This is a genomic window from bacterium (genome assembly GCA_024742285.1).
Classification (GTDB): Bacteria; Myxococcota_A; UBA9160; order UBA9160; family UBA4427; genus UBA4427.
The window spans coordinates 41,776-61,894 of the sequence record JANSYR010000005.1 but is presented as its reverse complement, the minus strand read 5'-3'; the positions used below and the strand labels follow the sequence as shown (position 1 = coordinate 61,894).

The 20,119-nt window shown below is 68.0% G+C and carries 19 protein-coding genes; 9 read left to right on the top strand and 10 right to left on the bottom strand.

Annotation, left to right across the window (positions count from 1 at the left end; translation table 11 throughout):
* The first annotated feature begins 21 nt into the window (after positions 1–21).
* Positions 22–837, top strand: a complete 816-nt coding sequence (locus NXI30_11165; GenBank protein MCR9094766.1) for an enoyl-CoA hydratase/isomerase family protein — start codon at positions 22–24, stop codon at positions 835–837.
* Between the two features lie 5 nt (positions 838–842).
* On the opposite strand, the gene bfr is transcribed toward NXI30_11165, so the two are convergent.
* From bfr to nrtS, 3 genes are all read right to left on the bottom strand, one after another.
* A complete protein-coding gene (bfr, locus tag NXI30_11160) occupies positions 843–1,319 on the bottom strand; it encodes a bacterioferritin (GenBank protein MCR9094765.1) in 477 nt (158 codons plus the stop codon).
* A 129-nt stretch (positions 1,320–1,448) separates the two neighbouring features.
* A complete protein-coding gene (locus NXI30_11155) occupies positions 1,449–2,918 on the bottom strand; it encodes an FAD-binding protein (protein MCR9094764.1) in 1,470 nt (489 codons plus the stop codon).
* 142 nt (positions 2,919–3,060) lie between these two features.
* Entirely contained in the window at positions 3,061–3,357 is a 297-nt protein-coding gene (gene nrtS, locus NXI30_11150) for a nitrate/nitrite transporter NrtS (GenBank protein MCR9094763.1), read from the bottom strand.
* A gap of 184 nt (positions 3,358–3,541) precedes the next feature.
* Between nrtS and NXI30_11145 the strand changes: the two genes are divergently transcribed.
* On the top strand, positions 3,542–4,129 hold the full coding sequence (locus NXI30_11145; protein MCR9094762.1) for a nitroreductase: 588 nt from the start codon (positions 3,542–3,544) through the stop codon (positions 4,127–4,129).
* Positions 4,130–4,136: 7 nt separating this feature from the next.
* Here NXI30_11145 and NXI30_11140 read toward each other — a convergent pair whose 3' ends face one another.
* Positions 4,137–4,535: a DOPA 4,5-dioxygenase family protein gene (locus NXI30_11140; protein ID MCR9094761.1), complete on the bottom strand. Its 399-nt coding sequence runs from the start codon at positions 4,533–4,535 to the stop codon at positions 4,137–4,139.
* 70 nt (positions 4,536–4,605) lie between these two features.
* On the opposite strand from NXI30_11140, the gene NXI30_11135 reads away from it, so the two are divergent.
* Complete coding sequence (locus tag NXI30_11135; protein MCR9094760.1) at positions 4,606–5,250, top strand: GntR family transcriptional regulator; 645 nt, start codon at positions 4,606–4,608, stop codon at positions 5,248–5,250.
* 55 nt (positions 5,251–5,305) lie between these two features.
* On the opposite strand, the gene NXI30_11130 is transcribed toward NXI30_11135, so the two are convergent.
* On the bottom strand, positions 5,306–6,334 hold the full coding sequence (locus NXI30_11130) for an alcohol dehydrogenase catalytic domain-containing protein (protein ID MCR9094759.1): 1,029 nt from the start codon (positions 6,332–6,334) through the stop codon (positions 5,306–5,308).
* A gap of 83 nt (positions 6,335–6,417) precedes the next feature.
* Between NXI30_11130 and NXI30_11125 the strand changes: the two genes are divergently transcribed.
* Positions 6,418–7,434 (top strand): LLM class flavin-dependent oxidoreductase, encoded by a 1,017-nt coding sequence (locus NXI30_11125; protein ID MCR9094758.1) that lies wholly within the window; start codon positions 6,418–6,420, stop codon positions 7,432–7,434.
* Between the two features lie 86 nt (positions 7,435–7,520).
* Here NXI30_11125 and NXI30_11120 read toward each other — a convergent pair whose 3' ends face one another.
* The gene (locus NXI30_11120; protein MCR9094757.1) at positions 7,521–7,838 is read right to left on the bottom strand and encodes a DUF1330 domain-containing protein; all 318 of its coding nucleotides are present in this window, start codon (positions 7,836–7,838) and stop codon (positions 7,521–7,523) included.
* Positions 7,839–7,873: 35 nt separating this feature from the next.
* A complete protein-coding gene (locus NXI30_11115; protein ID MCR9094756.1) occupies positions 7,874–8,161 on the bottom strand; it encodes an antibiotic biosynthesis monooxygenase in 288 nt (95 codons plus the stop codon).
* A 260-nt stretch (positions 8,162–8,421) separates the two neighbouring features.
* Between NXI30_11115 and NXI30_11110 the strand changes: the two genes are divergently transcribed.
* On the top strand, positions 8,422–9,303 hold the full coding sequence (locus NXI30_11110) for an SDR family oxidoreductase (GenBank protein ID MCR9094755.1): 882 nt from the start codon (positions 8,422–8,424) through the stop codon (positions 9,301–9,303).
* A 16-nt stretch (positions 9,304–9,319) separates the two neighbouring features.
* Complete coding sequence (locus NXI30_11105) at positions 9,320–9,793, top strand: MaoC/PaaZ C-terminal domain-containing protein (protein MCR9094754.1); 474 nt, start codon at positions 9,320–9,322, stop codon at positions 9,791–9,793.
* Between the two features lie 75 nt (positions 9,794–9,868).
* Here NXI30_11105 and NXI30_11100 read toward each other — a convergent pair whose 3' ends face one another.
* Both NXI30_11100 and NXI30_11095 read right to left on the bottom strand, forming a co-directional pair.
* On the bottom strand, positions 9,869–10,909 hold the full coding sequence (locus tag NXI30_11100; protein MCR9094753.1) for an alpha-E domain-containing protein: 1,041 nt from the start codon (positions 10,907–10,909) through the stop codon (positions 9,869–9,871).
* Entirely contained in the window at positions 10,906–12,396 is a 1,491-nt protein-coding gene (locus NXI30_11095) for a circularly permuted type 2 ATP-grasp protein (GenBank protein ID MCR9094752.1), read from the bottom strand. The genes NXI30_11100 and NXI30_11095 overlap by 4 nt, the downstream gene beginning before the upstream one ends.
* A 202-nt stretch (positions 12,397–12,598) precedes the next feature.
* Between NXI30_11095 and NXI30_11090 the strand changes: the two genes are divergently transcribed.
* Positions 12,599–14,458 carry a class II glutamine amidotransferase gene (locus NXI30_11090; protein ID MCR9094751.1) on the top strand — a complete coding sequence of 620 codons (1,860 nt, stop codon included), beginning with the start codon at positions 12,599–12,601 and terminating at the stop codon, positions 14,456–14,458.
* Positions 14,459–14,495: 37 nt separating this feature from the next.
* Here NXI30_11090 and NXI30_11085 read toward each other — a convergent pair whose 3' ends face one another.
* Positions 14,496–17,837, bottom strand: a complete 3,342-nt coding sequence (locus tag NXI30_11085) for a transglutaminase family protein (GenBank protein ID MCR9094750.1) — start codon at positions 17,835–17,837, stop codon at positions 14,496–14,498.
* A 233-nt stretch (positions 17,838–18,070) separates the two neighbouring features.
* Here NXI30_11085 and NXI30_11080 point away from each other — a divergent pair, with 233 nt between their 5' ends.
* Both NXI30_11080 and NXI30_11075 read left to right on the top strand, forming a co-directional pair.
* A complete protein-coding gene (locus tag NXI30_11080; protein ID MCR9094749.1) occupies positions 18,071–18,799 on the top strand; it encodes a mobilization protein in 729 nt (242 codons plus the stop codon).
* A 130-nt stretch (positions 18,800–18,929) separates the two neighbouring features.
* Positions 18,930–20,108, top strand: coding sequence for an amidohydrolase (locus NXI30_11075; protein ID MCR9094748.1), 1,179 nt, complete (start codon positions 18,930–18,932; stop codon positions 20,106–20,108).
* Positions 20,109–20,119: the final 11 nt, after the last annotated feature.

Below are 20,119 nucleotides of genomic sequence, written 5' to 3'. Positions count from 1 at the left end.
TCCGAGACGAGGAGTCGCCCAATGAGCGCGAGGGAGGAGCGGGTACGGACGAGCTTCGAGGCCGACGGCGTCGCCCTCCTCACGGTCACCGGGCCGCCGCCCAATCCCTGCACCTTCGCGTGCGTCGACCAGCTGGCCGATCAGCTCGAGCAGGCGCGCGACGCCGGCGCGCGGGTCGTCGTGCTCGCCTCCGACGTCCCGGGGCACTGGCTGGGCCACGCTTCCCTCGCCGACCTGACGGCGATGTTCCGCGGCGCACCGACGAGCGGGAGCGGCGCCGGGTTCTTTCGCGCCTCGGATCTGCTCTCGAAGAGCGAGCTGGTCTCGATCGCGGCGATCTCCGGGGACTGCGGTGGCGGAGGCTGCGAGCTCGGATGGGCCTGTGACCTGCGCGTCGCCGAGCCTCAGGCGCGGTTCACCCAGATGGAGATCCTGGCCGGGCTGATCCCGGGACTGGGCGGAATCGCCCGGCTGTCGAAGCTGATCGGACGCACGGCGACGTCGGAGATCGTCCTCGACGGCGCGGTGGTCTCGGCGTCTCGCCTCTATGCGCTCGGCGCGATCAACCGCGTCGTCCCGGAAGGACGCGCGACCGAGGTCGCCGTCGCCTGGGCGAAGCGCCTCGCCGAGCGGCCCGCCGCCGCCCTCGCCCTGGCGAAGCAGGTCCTCTCCGAGTCGGAGGACCTTCCGCTGACCGAAGCGCTGGCCAACGAGCAGCGGAACTTCCAGAAGATCGCCGCCACTCCCGAAGCGATGGCGATGATGGACGAGATCCAGGCCCAGTACGACGCGGGCGTCATTCCCCCGCGCGTTCTGGTCGACCCGTTCGAGGACTGAGTCCCCTAGCCTTCGTCGTGGATCATCTCGGCGAGGTAGCGCTCCTTGCCGATCTCCTTGACGAGGTGGAGCTGGGCTTCGTGCCAGTCGACCGACTCCTCCTCTTCCTGGAGGATGTGGTCGAGGAGCTCGCGGGTTCCGTTGTCGCCCTTGTCGCGACAGAGGGCGATCCCGTCGTTCAGACGCTTGATCGCCTCGAGCTCGAGGGCGAGATCGAGCTCGTGTTGCTCGATCGCCGTCTCCCCGACACGGACCGGGTTCATCCGCTGCATGTTGGGAACGCCGTCGTAGAAGAGAATCCGCGCGATCACCTTGTCGGCGTGCTTCATCTCTTCGATCGATTCCTCGTACTTCTTCGCCGAGAGGACCTTGTAGCCCCAGTTCTCGCACATCTTGTGATGGATGAAGTACTGATTGATCGCCGTGAGCTCGGCGGTCAACACGTCGTTGAGTGCTTCGATGACTTCCGGATCGCCCTGCATGGATTCGTCTCCCCTTGGTGCGCGAAGCATAGAGATCTCGAACCGAAAGTCGAACGAACCGGAATCGAAAATCGATTTCAGCCCCGCGCGGCGGCTCTGCCGGTACGTCTTCCGAAGAGAGCCTTCAGCTCACGAAGACGCGGCGGCTCTGCCGGCGCGTCTTCCGAAGAAAGTACTTTCTCCGATGCACGTGCCGCTCGAGTACCCCGTCCCGTCCTGGGCGATGTTCGACGCGCATCCGCCGATCGCGAAGAGCCCGGGGACGGTCGCGCCGTCCGCGGTCCTGACTTCGCCGTCGATCGTCACGTCGAGTCCGCCGAGCGTGAAGCTCATGTAGGTCGCCGCACCGACCGACGCGTCGAGCGCGGCATAGGGCGCCTGGTCCAGGGGCTGAAGCCACTTGTCCTTCTTGTGGAAGTCAGGGTCTTCGCCCTTCGCTGCATGCTCGTTGTAGCTCGCGACCGTCTTCTGGAGCGCGCCCTCGGGCATGCCGAGCGCCTGCTCCATTTCCTCGATCGACTCGAAGGCATCGACGAGCGGATAGGCGCCCCACGCCGGCGGATCGGGCTGATAGGTCGCCTCGTCCAGGATCAACCAGCCCTTGCGGTCGGTCTGCTGGGTCGTGATGAGACTGGAGCGGGAGTGGTAGGAGTCCTCGGCGCAGTACCGCTGGCCCTCCTGGTTCACCAGGATGCCCTTGATGTGGCTCTCCGGCGGGTAGAACGCGGCGGTCACCAGGGCACCGTCCATGTGCTTGAGGACGCCGCCGGCGGCCTTGCCGAGCTGATGCCCGGCCCCGTCGTCGTTCGGCGTGAATTGTCGCGTGTAGCCATCGACGAGCAGCTCCGGCAGGTATTCCTCGAGCATCTCGTCGTTCTCGGTGAACTGGCCCGCCGCGAGGATCACGGCCTTGTCCGCCCGGACGCTGCCCTTGTCCTCGCCGAAGACGCGGTAGGTCACGCCGGCGATCTTCCCGTTCTCGCGAACCAGCTGGTGGACGTGCGCGTCGTAGACGAAGCGCACGCCGAGGTCGCCCGCCTTCGCGACCAGCTTCTCCATCATGAGGGCGCCGCCGCCCTCGCCCACCTGCGCGACCTTGTGGCCGCGGGGCGCGGGCTTCGCCTTCTCGCGAAACGGATAGACCTCTTCGTTTCCCGACCAGATCAGGCACTCGTCCGTCATCTGCATGACGTGCTTGCCCTTGTACATGGTGTCGTTGAAGGGCACGCCGCGATCGACCAGCCAGTCGAAGTGATCGACGGACTCCTCGCAGTAGAGCCGGATCTTCTCCTCGTCGGGCTCCGGGGTGTTCATCATCAGGTAGGTGAACATGTCCTCGACGGTGTCCTCGACGCCGACCGCCTTCTGGACCCGCGTGCCGCCACCGAGATAGACGTGGCCCGCCGCCATGGACGTCACCCCGCCGCCGCCACTCGCGCGCTCGAAGACCAGCACGTCCGCCCCGGCTTCGCGTGCCTCGATCGCGGCGCAGACACCGGCGCAGCCGAGGCCGATGATCACGACATCGGCGGCGGCGGCTTCCGTCGACCAGTTCGAGACGTCGTCCGCTTCGATGACGTCGTATTCCGTCTTGCTCATGGGGCTCCCTCGGCTCTCGGGTCCGGATGATGGGCCCCGGAGTCTAACCCAGGGACGGGCTCCCGGGGTCGGCTCGCGGCGCATGCGGGGCGCCTGGAGACGCCCCCGGGCGCCCCCCTCCGACGTGCCCGACGGCCTCGGCTCAGTCGTCGGCGTGGAAGCGGCGGTCGTGCTGGAGACGTTCGCGCGCGCCGTTCCGGATCGCTCCGACGCTCGAGATCGTGGAGACCATGTACGGGACGAGCGGCGTGAGCACCATCTTGACGACGCGATTTCCATCGACGTCGCCTCGGACGAGCGCGTCCCCGTGGTTGATCGCGATCAGGATGCCGCCCACGAAGAAGAAGAACACGAGAGCGCGTCGGACCACCGCACGCGAGCACGCGACCTCGAGCCAGCCCGGGATCCCCGCCGTCTTCTCGTCGCCATCGGTCGACATCGCCGCGCCCCTCTCCGTCCGCCTCGGTCGCCGCGAAACGGTGCCCGATCGGGCCCGCGGCGCAAGACCGATCGGACCGCGCCTTCGACGCTTCGGCGCCGTCCCCGCCGGATTCCCCGCTAGACTCCGGTCCCGCGTACCGACCGCACTCTTCCCCCGACGCGACCGACTGGAAAGGCCGACCGTGGAACCGACCGCCCTCGACGAGATCATTCGCTCCCGCCGTACGATCAAGCCTCCGATGATGAGCGACGCGCCGGTCGCCCAAGAAGACCTGCAGGCGATCCTCGAGAACGCGAACTGGGCGCCGACCCACGGCATGACCCAGCCCTGGCGTTTCCGCGTCTACCGCGGCGAGGCCCGGAGCCAGCTCGCGGAGGATCTCGCGAACCTCTACCTGACGGCGATCCCGCCCGAGGACCAGAAGGAGGGGAAGGCGGACAAGCTGCGCGAGATGCCGAAGCGCGCGCCCGTCGTGATCCTCGTCTGCATGGAGCGCCAGAAGATCGAGAAGATCCGGGAGCTCGAGGAGATCGAGGCCGTCGCCTGCGCGGTGCAGAACATGCACCTGACCGCGACCGCCCGCGGCCTCGGCGCCTTCTGGTCGACGCCGCCCTTCCTCTACAAGCCCGAGATGAACGCCTACCTCGGCCTCGGAGAGAAGGATCGCTGCCTGGGCATCTTCTACCTGGGCCATCCGGCCGAGGCCGGCATCTGGCCGAAGGGACGCCGGCAGTCGATCGACGATCGCGTCGAGTACATCGACGCCTGACGGCGCCTCACTTCCCTTCGCCGCCTTCCGCGGGCGCAGCCTTGCCGGCGAGCGCCTCGAACACTTCCAGTCGAAGCGGGATCGGCGATCCCAGCCAGCAGGCCTGCTCGGTGTGCTCGGCGAGCGGATCTCCCGTCAGGGGATGGACGAGCACCGCAAGCCCCTTCCGTTCCAGCATCAGGAAGGGGACGAAGGCGGCGAAGTCGTCGGGAGAGAAGGCGACCTGATACATCGGGATCGGATGCGGCCCGATCGGGCGGTCGTGTACACGACCGAGCGTGACGTCGCGAAACCGCCGGCCGATCACCGCCCGGAGCGCCAGCGCCCGCGCACGCTCGCTCTCGCTCCGGAAGTAGACGTGCGCATGGAAGCCGGACGGTTCCGGCGACGTCGTCGATGCGTGCATGAGGACCTCGGGATTCGCGGGCGTGGCGATGCAATCGTATACAATCCGCAGCGTCGGATCCGGAGCCCGTATGCCCTCCCACCCCCCGAAGCCCAGCATCACCGATCGTCTCCGCGACGACATCCTCGAGGGGAGCCTCGCCCCCGGTACCCGGTTGATCGAGCTCCAGCTGACGGACCGCTACGGCGTCGGCCGCGCGGCGATCCGCTCGGCGATCGTCGAGCTCGACAAGGAAGGCCTGGTCGTGCGCGAGGCGAACCGCGGCGCCACGGTCCGCGCGATCACCGTCGCCGAGGCGATCGAGGTCTATGAAGCGCGTGCGGCCCTCGAAGGCCTGATGGCGCGACACGCGGCGGAGGAAGCCACGGACCTGGAGCGCGAGGCGTTGCGCGCCCTGATCCCGGGAATGCGCGATGCGGTCGAGCGCCGGGAGTCCACTCGCTTCGCGAGCCTCGGACGCGAGCTCCACGAGCGCGTCAGTCAGATCGGCCGCCACCGCGTCGCGCGGGGTCTCGTCGAGACACTCCGCAACCAGTCCCGTGGCCACCCGGACCGGCTCTCTTCGATCCCGGAGCGCCCCGAGCAGTCCCTGGCCGAGCACATCGCGATCATCGAGGCGATCTGCATCGGCGACGGGGACGAGGCCCAGCTCGCCGTCGAGCGCCACATCCAGTCGATCATCGCGACGCTCTCCGCCGAGGCCGCCCACGCCTAGCGCTTCCGCACGACCGTCCGCCATCGAACCGCGCGCTCCCGCACGCGTACCTCGATCAGGGCTGGACGACGACCTTGCACTCGTTCGACGGCTTGCGGAGTGCCTCGAACGCCTCGGGCAGCGCGTCGAGACCGATCCGATCGGTGATCATCGGCAGCGGATCGATCCGTTCGGCGGCGAGCATGTCGACGGTCAGCTGGTAGTTCTGGTGCGTGTAGTACGACGCGAAGTGCATCGACAGCTCCTTCGTGCCGAAGACCAGCGGCATGAACGTGTCGGGCGCCATGCACATGCCCGCCGACATGATGCGCCCTCCCCGCTCCATCACCAGGGAGATCGCGCTCACGACGTCCGGTCGACCGACACACTCGAAGGCGAGACTCGGTGCGCGACCGGTGATCCGCTCGTAGGCCGGACCGAGCTCCTGCTGCGCCGGATCGATCGCGGCGGTCGCACCGTAGGCGAGCGCGAGATCGCGGCGATGGGCCGCGTAGTCGCTCACGACGACTTCGCGCGCGCCGAGCAGCTTCGCCCAGATCGCGCAGGCGAGTCCGACGGGACCTGCGCCCACGATCAGGACGTCTTCGCCGAGCTCGAGACCGACCTTCTCGACGGCGTGCAGACCGACGGCGAGCGGCTCGACCGTCGCGCCGTCGGCGCTCGCCACGTTGTCGGGCAGTCGGAAGGTGAGCGCCGCCGCCCCGATCGCGTACTCGGCGTAGCCGCCGCCGACGTCACCGAATCCGGTCATGCGGAGATTCGCGCAGCCCATCACGTCGCCCGAGACGCAGCGCACGCACGTACCACAGCTGATGCCTGGCATCGTGCAGACCCGATCGCCGACCTTCCAGGGCCCATCGGGACTCTTCGCATCCTTGCCGACCGCGACGATCTCCCCGGCGAACTCGTGGCCCATGACCGCACCGGCGGGCACCGCACCGCCGAGCTCCGTCACATGGAGATCCGAGCCGCAGATGCCGCAGCCCTTGACCGCGAGTAGAACCTCGTCCGCACCCGGCTCGGGGTCGGGGACGTCGCGGATCTCGAGGGGCTGGCCGGATTCCTGGAAGCAGGCTGCGCGCATCGGTGTTCTCCTCGGGAACCGGTCCCGACACTCGATGCTATCACGCCCGTGTCCGGCCCGACCCGATCCCCTATCGTGCCTCGGTGCCGAGAGACCTCACCCTGACCGTCGTCGAGCAATCCCCGGTCCGCAAAGGCGGATCCGGCGCGGACGCCCTGCGCGAAACGATCGAGCTCGCGGTGGCCTGCGAGGCGATGGGCTTCGAGCGCTTCTGGGTCGCCGAGCACCACAACATCGCCGGCATCGCCAGCACCAGCCCGGAGATCCTGATCGGGCAGATCGGCGCCGCGACGAGCACGATGCGGATCGGGAGCGGCGGCGTGATGCTGCCCCACTACTCGGCCTTCAAGGTCGCCGAGAACTTCCGCATGCTGGAGACGCTCTTCCCGGGACGGATCGATCTCGGCCTGGGCCGCGCTCCGGGCGGGGACCAGCGCACGATGATCGCGATGTCCTACCCGTCGAACCCGATCGACGTCCGTGCGTACCCGGAGCAGGTGGACGACCTGATCGGCTACCTGGGGGACTCGCTCCCGGCGGACCACCCGTTCCATACGCTCCGCGCGGGCCCGCCGACCGAGCACGTGCCGGAGGTGTGGCTCCTCGGAAGCGGAGTCGACTCCGCCCGCCTCGCCGCCGCGCGCGGGCTCCCGTTCAGCTTCGCCCACTTCTTCGGCAACTCTGCCCAGGGCCCCGACATCGTCGAGCTCTATCGACGCGAGTTCCGCCCCTCCCCGCAGCTCTCCGAGCCCCGGGTCCACGTCGCCGTCCAGGTGCTCTGTGCCGATACGACCGAGGAAGCCGAGTGGCACGCGCTCAGCATGAAGGTCGGCCGGATCCAGATGGCCCGGAACCAGGAACGCTCCGGCATCGTCTCGCCGGAAGAAGCCTCGGAGCACGTCTTCACGCCCGAAGAGGAACGCTTCCTCGAGCACTCGGGCATGCGCGCGACGGTCGGCAATCCCGACGAGGTCGCAGCGGAGCTGGATGCGATTTCGGAGAAATACGCGACGGATCTGCTGGGCATCGTGACGATCTGTTTCGACTTCGAGGTTCGGCGACGCTCCTACGAGCTGCTCGCCCACACGTATCTCTCGTAGGCTCGGCGCCCGACGCGAAACGGGCCGACTCCCGTAGGGGAAGCCGGCCCGTTCGATTCGGTCCGCAGAGTCGCGACCCGTCGCGGCTACTCCCGCGGCGGGAGTCCATGTACGAGCTGCAGGAACTTCATGTCGGTGCCCGCGCGGCGGTGCTCGGAGAGTGCCTGATAGTCCGGATCGGCCCACCAGGCCCGTGCGGCCTCTTCGCTCGGGAACTGGAAGATCACGATCCGGCCCGAACGTCCGTCGTCCCCTTCGAGGGTCTCGGAGTTGTCGTCGAAGGTGTGGAAGGATCCGCCGTGCTTCTTCAGGATCGGGAAGAAGCCCTTCTCGTAGACCCGGTACTTCTCGGCATCGTGGACGTGGAAGTTCGCGACCATGTAGCAGGGTGCGTCTGCAGCCATCTTGATTCTCCTGGCGCTCTTCGCGACTGAGGCGATCAGGCTTCGTACTGGTGCATCACGGGCGCGCCGGCGATGAAGCCGCCGATCGCCTTGCCGACCTCTCCCATCGCGGCAGACGTCTTGTGGGCCTCGAGGTCTTCCTCGCTCGCCCAGCTCTCGACCATCACGTAGCGGGTCGGGTCGTCGACGCTGCGGAACAGGTCGTACATCTCGCAGCCCTTGTCCTCCGCCTTCACCTGGGCGAGAGCGGGGCCGGCAGCGGCTTCGAAGGCGTCGGCTTCGCCTTCCTTGATGGGGAGCTGGACGGTCAATCGGATCGACATCGTGTGGTTTCCTTGATCATCTGGGGATGGAGCCCGCGCGCGTTCGCCGCGCCGGCCGGGAGCCCGACGGTAACGCAGCCGATCCGACGCGGCGCCTCCCGGACGGGGCTCCCCTGGAGCGCCGACTCGAGCACACGTGAGGTGCCTCGAAGTGGCCTGCGGCCGCCGATCAGCGAGGTAGACTCGCCGGTCGATCGCACGAGACGATCCGGGACGAATTCACGCGCGACGACTCCATCGGTTCGCGCAGGAGAGACGAGATGGCCGAACAGAAGCTGAAGGGATCGATTCCGGGCGGTGGGCTCGAAGGCATGGCGGTGCTGGTGACCGGCGGCGGAACCGGGATCGGGGCCGCTTGTGCCCTGCGCCTCGCCCAGGACGGTGCCGCAGTGACGATCTGTGGCCGGACGGAGTCGAAGCTCGAGGACGCGGCGAAGAAGATCGCGGCAGCGGCCGCCGCGACGGGCAAGGGCGGCACGGTCCAGCTGACCAGCGGCGACGTCACCAACGAGGACGACGTCCAGCGGATCATGGCGAAGGCCGCGGAGCCGACCGGCGAGCTCGACGGCGTCGTCGCGAACGCGGGCGGGGGCGGCGGCATGGGCCCCTATCACCTCCAGGACACCGACGAGTTCATCCGCGTGCTCCACCTGAACGTGCTCGGCACGATGCTCTGCGTGAAGCACTCCGTCCCGTACATGGTCAAGGCGGGCGGCGGCTCCTTCGTCGGCATGTCGTCGATCGCCGGGCAGGTGACCCACCCGTACTTCGGCGCCTACTGCGTCGGCAAGGCGGGCATCGAGCAGATGATGATGAACGCCGCCGACGAGTTCGGCCCGAGCCACATCCGCTTCAACTCGATCCGCCCGGGCTTCATCGCGACGGAGATCATGGAGGGCGTCCCGCGAGAATCGGACGTGTACACGTCCTACATCGAGAACACGCCGATGGACGGCGTCGGCGAATCGGAGGACGTTGCCCATCTCGCTCGATACCTGATCGGGCAGGAGTCGCGCTGGGTCACGGGCTGCTCGATCAACGTCGATGGCGGCCACGCGCTCCGCCGCGGACCGAATTTCGGGAGCTTCATCGAGCCGGCGATCGGCGCCGACGCGATGATCGGCCACCCGCCGAAGAGCTGACGCGGACGGCCCGGGCGTGGAGAGTCACGAGCCCACGATCTTCTTCGAGGACATCGAGGTCGACAGCGAGTTGCGGAGCGGCTGGTTCGACGTCGAACGCGAGGAAGTGATCGCGTTCGCCGCGCGCTGGGACCCGTACCCGCATCACCTCGACGACGAGGCTGCGGCGGCGTCCGTCTTCGGGCGGATCGCCGCCTGCGCGTCCCACATCTTCTCGATCTCGACTCGCCTGACTCACGACCTCCCGGGCACGATCGCGATGGCCGCCGGACTCGGCGGCGACGGTTTCGACCTGGTCGCGCCGGTCTACGCGGGGTCGCGGGTCCGACTGACGCGCCGCTACGTGGCGGCACGCGAATCGAAATCACGCCCGGACGTCGGGATCGTCACCCTCGAGGATTCCCTCGTGAACGAGGACGGGCAGCTCGTCTTCCGCACCTCGGGCTCGATGTTCGTCTCGAAGAGGACGGCGACGCGATCACACGACTGAGCCGCGGCGGCGCCGGCTCGCGTCCGACGGGAACGCGAAAGGCACACGGACCACGACGTCCTCGGCCGGGCGTTCTCAAGCGTTGAGCGCGGGCGGTGCGGGACTTGCTTCGTCTTCGACCGCGGCCGTGCGCGTCTCCACCCGGCGACCGATCGGTGCGACCGCGTCGATCGCGGGAAAGAAGTCGGCTTCGATGGCGCCGCAGAGGTCGGTGATCCCGTCCACGATCATCGTCAGCGTCTCGTGCAGGCCCAACTCGAAGACGTCCTCCAGGTCCATCTGGGCAAGCGATCCGGTGACCCGCTCGTAGGCGTTCAGCGAGGCCGGCGGGAGCGCCGCGGGCCGCTGCGCGAGCAGCGTATGCAGGAGGGCCCCGGTCCGATCGAGGTTGTGTATGACCGAGCGCGGGAAGGTCCGGTCGAAGAGCATGAATTCGGCGACCGCCGCCCCGGTCAGGACGCTCGACGTGTGCTTGAAGAAGGGCTCGTAGGCGGCGCAGGAGCGGAGGATCGCGATCCACTGCTCCGCATCCGCCGCAGAGCTCCCGTCGCGCTCGCCGAGGGCGTGGTGGTGGACGTCGAGGACACGGGCGATCTGGCCCGCGCGCTCGACGGCGCGGCCCAGGACGATGAAGGAGTACGGCGTGTCGTGCAGCATCGTGCTGTAGCAGGTGCCGTGGAACATCAAGCAGTGGCTGTTCACGCGGGCGTAGAACGCGTCCCGGTCGCGGTCGTAGAGCCGCCGGGCGGAGCGGCCATTCAGCCAGAGCCAGAACTCGTTGACGAGCTCCCACATCTCGACGCTGATCACCTCGCGGGTGGTCCGGGCGTTCTCGCGAACCGCACGAGCAGAGCTCAGGATCGAGCAGGGGTTCTCCGCGTCCCAGACGAGGTAGCGCTGGACGACCTCTGCATCCTCGATCATGTCCTCGCCGAAACGTTCCAGGAAGTCCGCCTGCTGCCCGAGCACGATCACCAGCGGCCGCCAGCGATCCGGCGTCGCCTGCGGGATGTCCAGCCGGAAGGACGAGTTCACGTCGAGCACCCGCGACCAGGTGTCGATCCGCTCGAGGTAGCGCGTCAGCCAGAAGCAGGACTCCGCGACACGAGAGATCATCGACCGGTCCCCACGACCCAGGTGTCCTTCGAGCCGCCTCCCTGGCTCGAGTTCACGACGTAGGAGCCCTTCCGAAGGGCGACTCGCGTGAGTCCGCCGGGTAGGACCCAGGTGTCGTCGCCGGTGATCGCGAAGGGACGGAGATCGACGCGTCGGGGCTCGACGCCCTTGGACGTCCAGGTCGGACAGCTCGAGAGCTCGATCCGGGGCTGCGCGATGAAGTTGCGCGGATCCGCTTCGATCCGCTTCCGGAACTCCTTGAGCTCGCGCTTCGAGGCCGACGGACCCATCAACATCCCGTAGCCGCCAGCCTCGTTCACGGACTTGACCACGTACTCGTCGAGCCGGTCGAGCACCTGCCGGCAGTCGTCGTCCCGCGCACAGACGCGGGTCTCCACCTGCGGAAGGAGGATGTCCTCGTCGAGATAGAAGCGGATCATGTCCGGAACGAAGGGATAGATCCCCTTGTCGTCGGCGACCCCGTTTCCGACGGCGTTCACGATCGCGACGTTGCCGGCGGCCCAGGCGCCGATCAGACCCTCGACGCCCATGAGACTGTCCGAGCGGAAGACCTTCGGATCGAGGAACTCGTCGTCCACGCGGCGGTAGATCGCGTCGATGGGCGTGGGGCCGTTGGTCGTACGCGCGTACACACGATCGTTGTCGACGAAGAGATCGCTGCCCTGAACCAAGGCACACCCGATCCGGCGGGCCAGGTAGCTGTGCTCGAAGTAGGCGGAGTTGTAGGGCCCCGGGGTCAGCACGACCATTCGCTTGCGTCCGCCCTCCCCGGGCGCTACGGCGTTCATCGCCTCACGCAGCTTGTGCGGGTAGCTCTCGACCGCCGCCACCCTCGAATCGTGGAAGACCTCCGGATAGGTCTTCTTCATCGTCTCGCGATTCTCGAGCACGTAGGACACGCCGGAGGGCACCCGGAGGTTGTCCTCGAGGACGACGAACCGCCCTTCGCCGTCGCGGATCAGGTCGATCCCGGCGATGTGGACCCAGACGTCCTTCGGCGGGCGGACGCCCATCAGCTCGGGTCGGAACGCCTTGGAGCCCTCCACGAGGAAGCGCGGAACCACGCCCTCTTCCAGGATCCGCTGATCGCCATAGACGTCCGCGAGGAAACAGTTGAGTGCGCGGATGCGCTGGACGATGCCCTTCTCGACTTGCTTCCATTCCCGCTCGTCGATCACCCGCGGAATCAGGTCGAAGGGAAAGATGCGCTCCGTCGAGCCCTTCTTGTCGTAGAGCGTGAAGGTGATCCCGCTGCGCAGAAAGGTCTCGTCGGCCAGTCGCTTGAGCCGGCGGAAGTCGGCGCGGCTCAGCGCGTTCAGGTGATCTGCGACGGGCCGCGCGGCGCGTCGGATCCCATCGGAGCCTTCGCGGGCGTAGAACTCGTCCCAGGTGTCTTCGAGGGGCGCGTATCCATCGAAGAGCGCCCTGCCCGCGTGCGCCGGTCTGGATCGGTCCGAGGAGGCCATGCTCACAATCTATCGCGTTCCGAGGCGAGTTCCCGCGTTTCCACGCCGAGCGTGCATCCGGGTGCGCACTCTCGTGCCCGCCCGTGCATCGCGAGACTCGTCGGACGGGACGCGGACCCCGCGGACCCTGGGCATTCGGCCGCGCCCCTCGCCAGGTGCGCGGCCGAATGCCCAGGGTCCGCGGATTCGATATCCTCCCGCCGTGTCGAACGCGACGTGGTCACGCGCTGAACAGATCGCTCTCTCCTTCGATGGACCGACGTCTCCATCGGTCGCGCTGCGTGGTCAACGGGACGGACAGGCGGATCTCCTCCCGCAACGCTGGGGCGTGGGCTGGTATGCCGACAACCACCGCTCGATCTCGATCGTCCGCGACGACGACCTGCCTGCGGGCACGTCGCTCGCGCACTTTCTCGACCAGTGGGGCGACCCGACCACCAGCCTGATGCTGGGCCTGGCCGACGGCTTTCGCGACGAGGCCTCGAACGCGGACGACGGTCAGCCATTCACCAAGTCCTATGCGGGCCGCAACTGGCTGCTCAGCTTCGTCGGTTCGCTCGACCCGACGATCAAGGTCGACCTCGCCCTCGACGAGGAAGCCTTCGACATCGCCCCCGTCGGCGCCTCTCCCGCCGAGCACGCCTTCTGCTGGCTGATCGCCGAGATGCGCGCGGCCGGCGCGAAGACGATCGACGAATTCGGGTGGCGCCTGCTCCTCGACGCCTTCCGGAAGGTCAATCAGTTCGGGCCGGCAAGCTTCATTTTCACCGACGGCATCGATCTCGTCGCCTACCGCGACGAGCAGGATCGCGTGCCGCTCTACTGGACGCGCCGCGTCCCGCCGCACGAGCACCAGACCCTCGACGGGCGAGCGTTCCGGATCGGCCACGACGGCCCCCTCGACGCCTCGCGAACGGTGCTCGCGCTGTCGACCCTGCCCATGCGCGGCTCGCGCTGGACCCCGCTCGAGGCGTCGGAGCTGCGCGTCGTCCGCGGGGCCCAGACGGTCTGGAGCAGCCATCCGGTCGGGATCGACGAGCACAACTTCACGAGGATCGGCCAGCCCAAGGTGGCGGCCCTGAACCTCGAGGACGCCCTCGTCCCCGGGTCTTCGCAGCAGCAGCAGGCCTTCGTCGCGGACCCCGCACCGGATCTCTCTCCCATCGAGTCTTCCGACACGCCCTCCGCCACGTTGAGCATCGTCCACGAGACCCGGTTCACCTACTCCGAAGAGGTCGAACGGAGCAGCCACCGTTTCTGTCTCCGACCCGTGCGCGACGAGCACCAGCACATCCTCGACTACGAGCTCGAAGTCAACGTCGACGCCGTCGCGCGCGAGTACGAGGACGTCTTCGGGAACCTCACGCGTCAGCTCGAGGTCGCGAAGCCCTACACGGAGATGGTGATCACGAGCCGCGCGACCGTCCACGTCGAGGGCATCATCGCGTCCCACCTCAAGACGCCCCTGCGGCGGGATCAGATCCCTCTCGTCTGGATGCCCTGGCAGCGCCAGATGATGCAGGCCTACCTGATGCCGCCGGAGCTGCCCGAGCCGGAGCTCCGGGAGCTTTCGGACTTCGCGATGAGCTTCGTCGAGCGGAACGACTACGACCTCGTCGAGACGCTCCTCGACATGAACCGCACGATCTACCGCGACTTCACCTACGTGCCCGGGGCGACGACCGTCGAGACGACGCCCTTCCAGGTCTACGCGACGCGCAAGGGCGTATGCCAGGACTTCGCCAACGTCCTGATCTGCATCGCCCGCCTCCTCGGCGTCCCGGCGCGCTACCGGGTCGGATACATCTACACGGGCGGGAGCTACGAGAACAAGATCCAGTCCGACGCGTCCCACGCGTGGGCGGAAGTCTTCCTGCCCTGGACCGGCTGGGTCGGACTCGACCCGACCAACGGCTGCCTCGCCAGCGCCGACCACGTCAAGGTCGCCTGCGGCCGCAACTATCGCGACGCCGCACCCACCACGGGCACGATCTACCGCGGCGGCGGAATCGAGACGCTCTCGGTCGACGTGCGCGTCGAGCGCCTCGAGCCCGAGGACTGATCGGTGGCGGCGCGAGCCCGCCCGATCCGGTCGGCCCTCAGCGCTCCGCCCCCACGCTCCAACGAAGATCGAGGGTGTTCGGGAATCGCGGATGCGGCGCGATCTCGACCGGCTCGTATTCGCCCTGTCGATGACCGAGCTGCGCGAAGCGCGCGAGCCTTCGACTCTCCGCCGCAGCTGCGTTGACCGGCCGGACCTCCGAAGCCCGTCCTCCGGGGTGGACGACGTGATAGGTGCAGCCCGCGATGCTCCGCTGATTCCAGGTGTCGTAGAAATCGAAGTGGAGCGGGGAGTGGACCGGAATGCGGGGGTGGAGGCAGTGCGGCGGCTGCCACGCGCGATAGCGCACGCCCGCGACGTACTCGCCGTTCGTCCCCGTCGGCTTCATCGGCATGACGTGCCCGTTGCAGACGACGCGGTAGCGCTCCGGCGCGAAGCCGAAGGCCTTCACCTGCAGCCGCTCGACCGAGGAGTCGACGTAGCGCGCCTGTCCGGAGGCGGTGACTTCCTCGCCGAGTACGTGCCAGGGCTCGAGCGCCCCGCGAAGCTCGAGGCGCATCGTGTCGAGGTTCAGCTCGCCCAGATGCGGGAAGCGGAACTCGAAGTGGGGCTCGAACCAGCGATCGTCGATCTCGAAGCCCGATCGCCGGAGGTCGGCCAGCACCTCGCCGAAGTCCTTCTCGACCCAGTGGGGCAGCATGAACTGATCGTGCACGCCCGTCCCCCAGTGGATCAGCGGCCGTTCGTTCGGCTCGTCCCAGAAGCGCGCGATCAGGGAGCGGACGAGGAGCTGCTGGACGGCGCTCATCCGCTCGTGGGGTGGCATCTCGAACGCGCGCAGCTCGAGGAGTCCGAGGCGGCCGGTCGGACCGTCGGGGGAGTAGAGCTTGTCGATGCAGAACTCGGTGCGGTGGGTGTTGCCGGTGACGTCGATCAGGACGTTGCGCATCACGCGATCGACGAGCCAGGGGGTGATCGTCGCGCCCGGACGCGGGATCTGTCCGAGGGCGAGCTCCAGCTCGTGCACCGAGTCGTCGCGCGCCTCGTCGACCCGCGGCGCCTGGGAGGTCGGTCCGATGAAGCGTCCCGAGAAGAGGTACGAGAGCGAGGGATGGTTGTGCCAACAGCGCACGAGGCTCGCGAGCAGGTCGGGGCGACGGAGGAACGGACTGTCCTCGGCCTCGAGTGAGCCGAGCACGACGTGGTTGCCGCCGCCCGAGCCGATGTGGGCGCCGTCGACCTCGAACTTCTCGGCGGCCAGCTTCTCGTGGCGGGCCGCGTCGTAGAGCTCCTCGCTCTGCTGGACGGCCTCCCGCCAGCCGCTCGTGGGCGGCACGTTCACCTCGATGACGCCGGGGTCCGGAGTGACCTTCCACTCCCGGAGCCTCGGGTCCCGCGGCGCGGGGTAACCCTCGAGCTGGACGGGGAGGTCTTCCTTCGCCGCCGTGTGCTCGATCGCGTCGATGAGATCGACGAAGTGTTCGAGCCGCTCGAGGGGCGGCAGGAATACCTTGAGCTGACCGTCCCGCGGCTCGACGCAGAGGGCGCTTCGTACGATGTCGAGGGCGGAGCGTTGGGAGGATGGGGGGATTCCGGCGCCGGACACGCCCCGCCCCGTTCCGCCGAAGTGTTCCTGCATGCGCAGCCCGACCGGCCCACGGGCCGCCTGCATGCGAACCTCGCGGTCGGCGTCGAACGGCCCCGGAAGCGCGTCGCGGGGCGCGAAGGGGTCGAGGGGAAAGCCCGGAGCCCGATCCGACTCCGCGATCCACGGGATCGAGTCGACGGGCAGCCGGAAGCCCATCGGCGAGTCGCCCGGATGGAGGTAGCAGCGTTCGCTTCGCAGGAACCAGGAACCGCTCCGCCAGCTCCCGGCGTGCTCGAGCGGCAGCACCCATCCGACGACCTGGTCGAGCCCCTGCCCGAACACACGGGCGAGGCGCGCCCGCTCCATCTCGTCGTCGAGGCGACTCTCGAAGGGATCGACGTTGGTGGGAAGACGCCGCTCGCGCCACAGGTAGTACCAGACGTCCTCGAAAGCCTCCATTCCGCCGTGCTCTTCGAGCCCGAGCATCCCGGCCAGGGTCTCCAGGAACCGGCCCGCATCCTCGTGGTCGTGTCCGTAGTCCTTCCCGGACTCCGCGAGCAGCCGCTCGTCGCGCCAGAGCGGGACTCCGTCGGTCCGCGAATAACACGCGTAGGCCCAACGCGGCAGCTGCTCACCGGGATACCACTTCCCCTGACCGTGGTGGATCACGCCGCCGGGGGACCAGAGCTTCATCAGACGTCGCGTGAGCCGATCCGCCACCGCTGCCTTGTGGTCGCCGAGAGCTGCGGTGTTCCACTCGTCGTCGTCCGGACGCTCCGTACTGACGAACGTCGGCTCGCCGCCGACGCTCAGGCGAACGTCCTGGGACCCGAGCTTCGTGTCCACGGCGTCGCCGAGGGCGAGGATCCGCTGCCACTCGCGGTCGCCATAGGGCTTGGTCACCCGCGCGCGGTCGACGACGCGCATCACGCTCATGTCGAAGTCGAACTCGCAGTCGACGTCCTCGACGAGACCCGAGATCGGCGCCGAAGAGGCGGGACTCGGCGTCGCCGAGAGCGGGATGTGGCCCTCGGCGGCGAGCAGGCCCGACGTGGGATCCAGGCCGATCCATCCGGCGCCCGGAATGAAGCACTCGCACCAGGCGTGCAGGTCGGTGAAGTCGGCGCTCGGTCCGGCCGGGCCGTCGACGGGCTTCTGATCCGCGACGAGCTGGATGAGATATCCGGACACGAATCGCGCGGCGATGCCGAGCCTTCGCAGGACCTGGACGAGGAGCCAGGCCGAGTCGCGACACGAGCCGCGCCCGAGCGCGAGCGTCTCTTCGGGCGTCTGGACGCCGGGCTCCATGCGGATCACGTAGTCGACGGCGCGGTGGACCGCGAGATTCGTCTCGACGAGGAAGTCGTTCGTATCCCGCGAGCGCGAATCCAGGGACGCGATGAACGCCTCGAGCCGCGGGGTCAGCGGCAGCGTCGCCAGGAAGGGCTCCAGGTCGTTGCCCCACTCGTCCCCGTACGGGAAGGGCCACTCATGGCAGCTCTCTTCGAGGAAGTAGTCGAAGGGGCTGTAGGCCTCGAGGTCGGCGACGAGGTCCACCTCGACCTCGAAGACGCCGGTCGGCTTCGGGACGACGAGGCGCGCCATGTAGTTGCCGAACACGTCCTGCTGCCAGTTGAGGAAGTGTTCTCCCGGCTTGATCTCGAGCGAGTAGCGGTGGATCGGCGTCCGGTTGTGGGGGGCCGGACGAAGACGCACGACCTGCGGACCGAGCGTCGCGGGACGCTCGTAGCGGTAGGTCGTGCGATGATGAAGGGCGACTCGAATCGACACCGGGCTCTCCTGCTCCTTCTACTTGCAGAGATGTAGCGGCTGCGCGCGCCTTCCGCTGAAGGAGTTGCGCCGAACGGGCCGATTCGGCGTCATTCTTGCTGAAGATCGCCCACCTCCCTCGGGGCGACCCCATTCCGCGGGGAGGATCGCCGATTTCAGCTGGCGCCCGAGACGGCTTCGAACGTACGCTGCGTCGTCGGTCGCCGGTTGCTGTCGAAGTGCGGAGGAAGGACATGGGACGGGTACATTTCGTGGGCGGAGAGAAGGGAGGCGTCGGCAAGTCCGTGCTCGCCCGGCTGCTCATCCAGTACTGGATCGATCGCGCCGTCGAGTTCGAAGCCTTCGACACCGACCTCTCCCACGGCGCGCTCGTCCGTCACTACGCGGGATACGCGCAGCCCCTCGACGTCGACCGGATGGAAGAGCTCGACCGGATCGTCGACGGCATCGAGGAAGGCGCGCGCGAGGTCGTTGTCGACCTCGCCTCACGCACCGAGCGCGCCCTCGAGACCTGGCTCGACGCCGGCGAGGTGCTCGAGCTCCTCGAACGGATGGGGCACGACGTCTGGTACTGGTACGTGATCGACGGTGGCAAGGACTCGGCCCGACTGCTCGCCTCCCTCGTCGACCGGCTGCCGAGATCCGTCACGCTCGTGAGCGTCCGGAACCAGGGACGCGCCAGCGATTTCCAGCTCTACGAGGAAGCGAAGCTCGGTACGCGCATCGCGGCACGGGGCGGGCACGAGATCGAGCTGCCCGACCTCCACGCGCGATCGATGCACAAGATCGACGCCTACGACAAGAGCTTCTGGGCGGCGATCCACAACGTCGACGAGAGCGAGGGGCCCTGCCTCAGCCGAATGGAGCGCCAGCGAGCCAAGGTCGCGATCCGACGCGCCCACGACGCGATGCGTGGGCTCCTCGAACCAGGGATCGCCTGCGGCGCCGAGTCGGCGCCCTAGCCTCCGTTCCGGACGGCCTGGGACGCGCCGCGCGCGTCGACAGGAAGGCCCGGATCGCGGTCCTGTCGGACGGCGACGAAGGCTCTATCTTCGAAGCCCCGCCCGATTCCGGGCCTACGCGAGGTAGACCATGGCCGCCCCTGCCCTGTCCGAAGCGCTCTCGATCATCGACGTCGATGCCCACATCACCGAGCCCCACGACCTCTGGACCTCCCGAGCGCCGGCGAGCCTGAAGGGCCGCGTGCCGCACGTGGAGGGAGAAGGCATGGAGCGCCGATGGGTCGTCGACGGCGTCGAGATCGCGACGACGAACCCCGCCTCGGTGATCAACAAGAACGGCCAGAAGTCCCGCGGAACGGAGTTCTTCGGCTGGCAGATCGAGGACGTCCACGAAGCGTCCTGGGACATGAAGCAGCGGGTCGAGGTCCTCGACGAATTCGGTCTCTACGCACAGATCCTCTATCCGAACGTCGCCGGCTTCGGTAGCGAGCGATTCATGAAGGTCGACGACGACGACCTCCGCCTCACCTGCGCCCGGATCTACAACGAGGCGATGGGCGAGATCCAGGTCGAGAGCGACGAGCGTCTGCTCCCGATGGCGCTCATGCCCTGGTGGAACATCGAGCAGAGCATCGAAGAGGTTCAGCGCGCGAAGGACATGGGACTCCGCGGAATCGTCATGTGCAGCGACCCCGACTCGATCGGGCTCCCGGATCTCGGCGCCGACGCATGGATCCCCTTCTGGGAGGCCTGCAACGACGCGGACATGGCGATCAACTTCCACATCGGCGCGAGCGAGACGTCGTTCAACATGTTCGGCCGAGCCGCCTGGGCGTCGAACGGCATGCGACGCCGCCTCGCCCTCGGGTCGGCCGCCCTCTTCGTCGAGAACTCCCGCGTCATGTCGAACATGATCTACAGCGGGATCTTCGACCGCTGCCCGGACCTGAAGGTCGTGTCCGTCGAGAGCGGGATCGGGTGGATGCCCTTCGTCCTCGAGTCGATCGACTACGAGTGGGGCGAGACCGGCGCCCAACAGGAGGTCCCCCTACGGAAGAAGCCCTCGGAGTACTTCCGGGACCACTTCTGGGGCTGCTTCTGGTTCGAGAAGGTGGCTCCGAAGCACCTGATCGACGTCGTCGGCGAGGACAACGTCCTCTTCGAGACGGACTTCCCCCATCCGACGTGCCTCTACCCCGACGTCCAGGAGTACATCGCCGAGATCTCCGCGGATTGGAGCGAGACCCGCAAGCGCAAGATCTTCCAGGACAACGCGGCGAAGCTCTATCGGATCGATCTGCCGAGCTGACGCACGCGGAG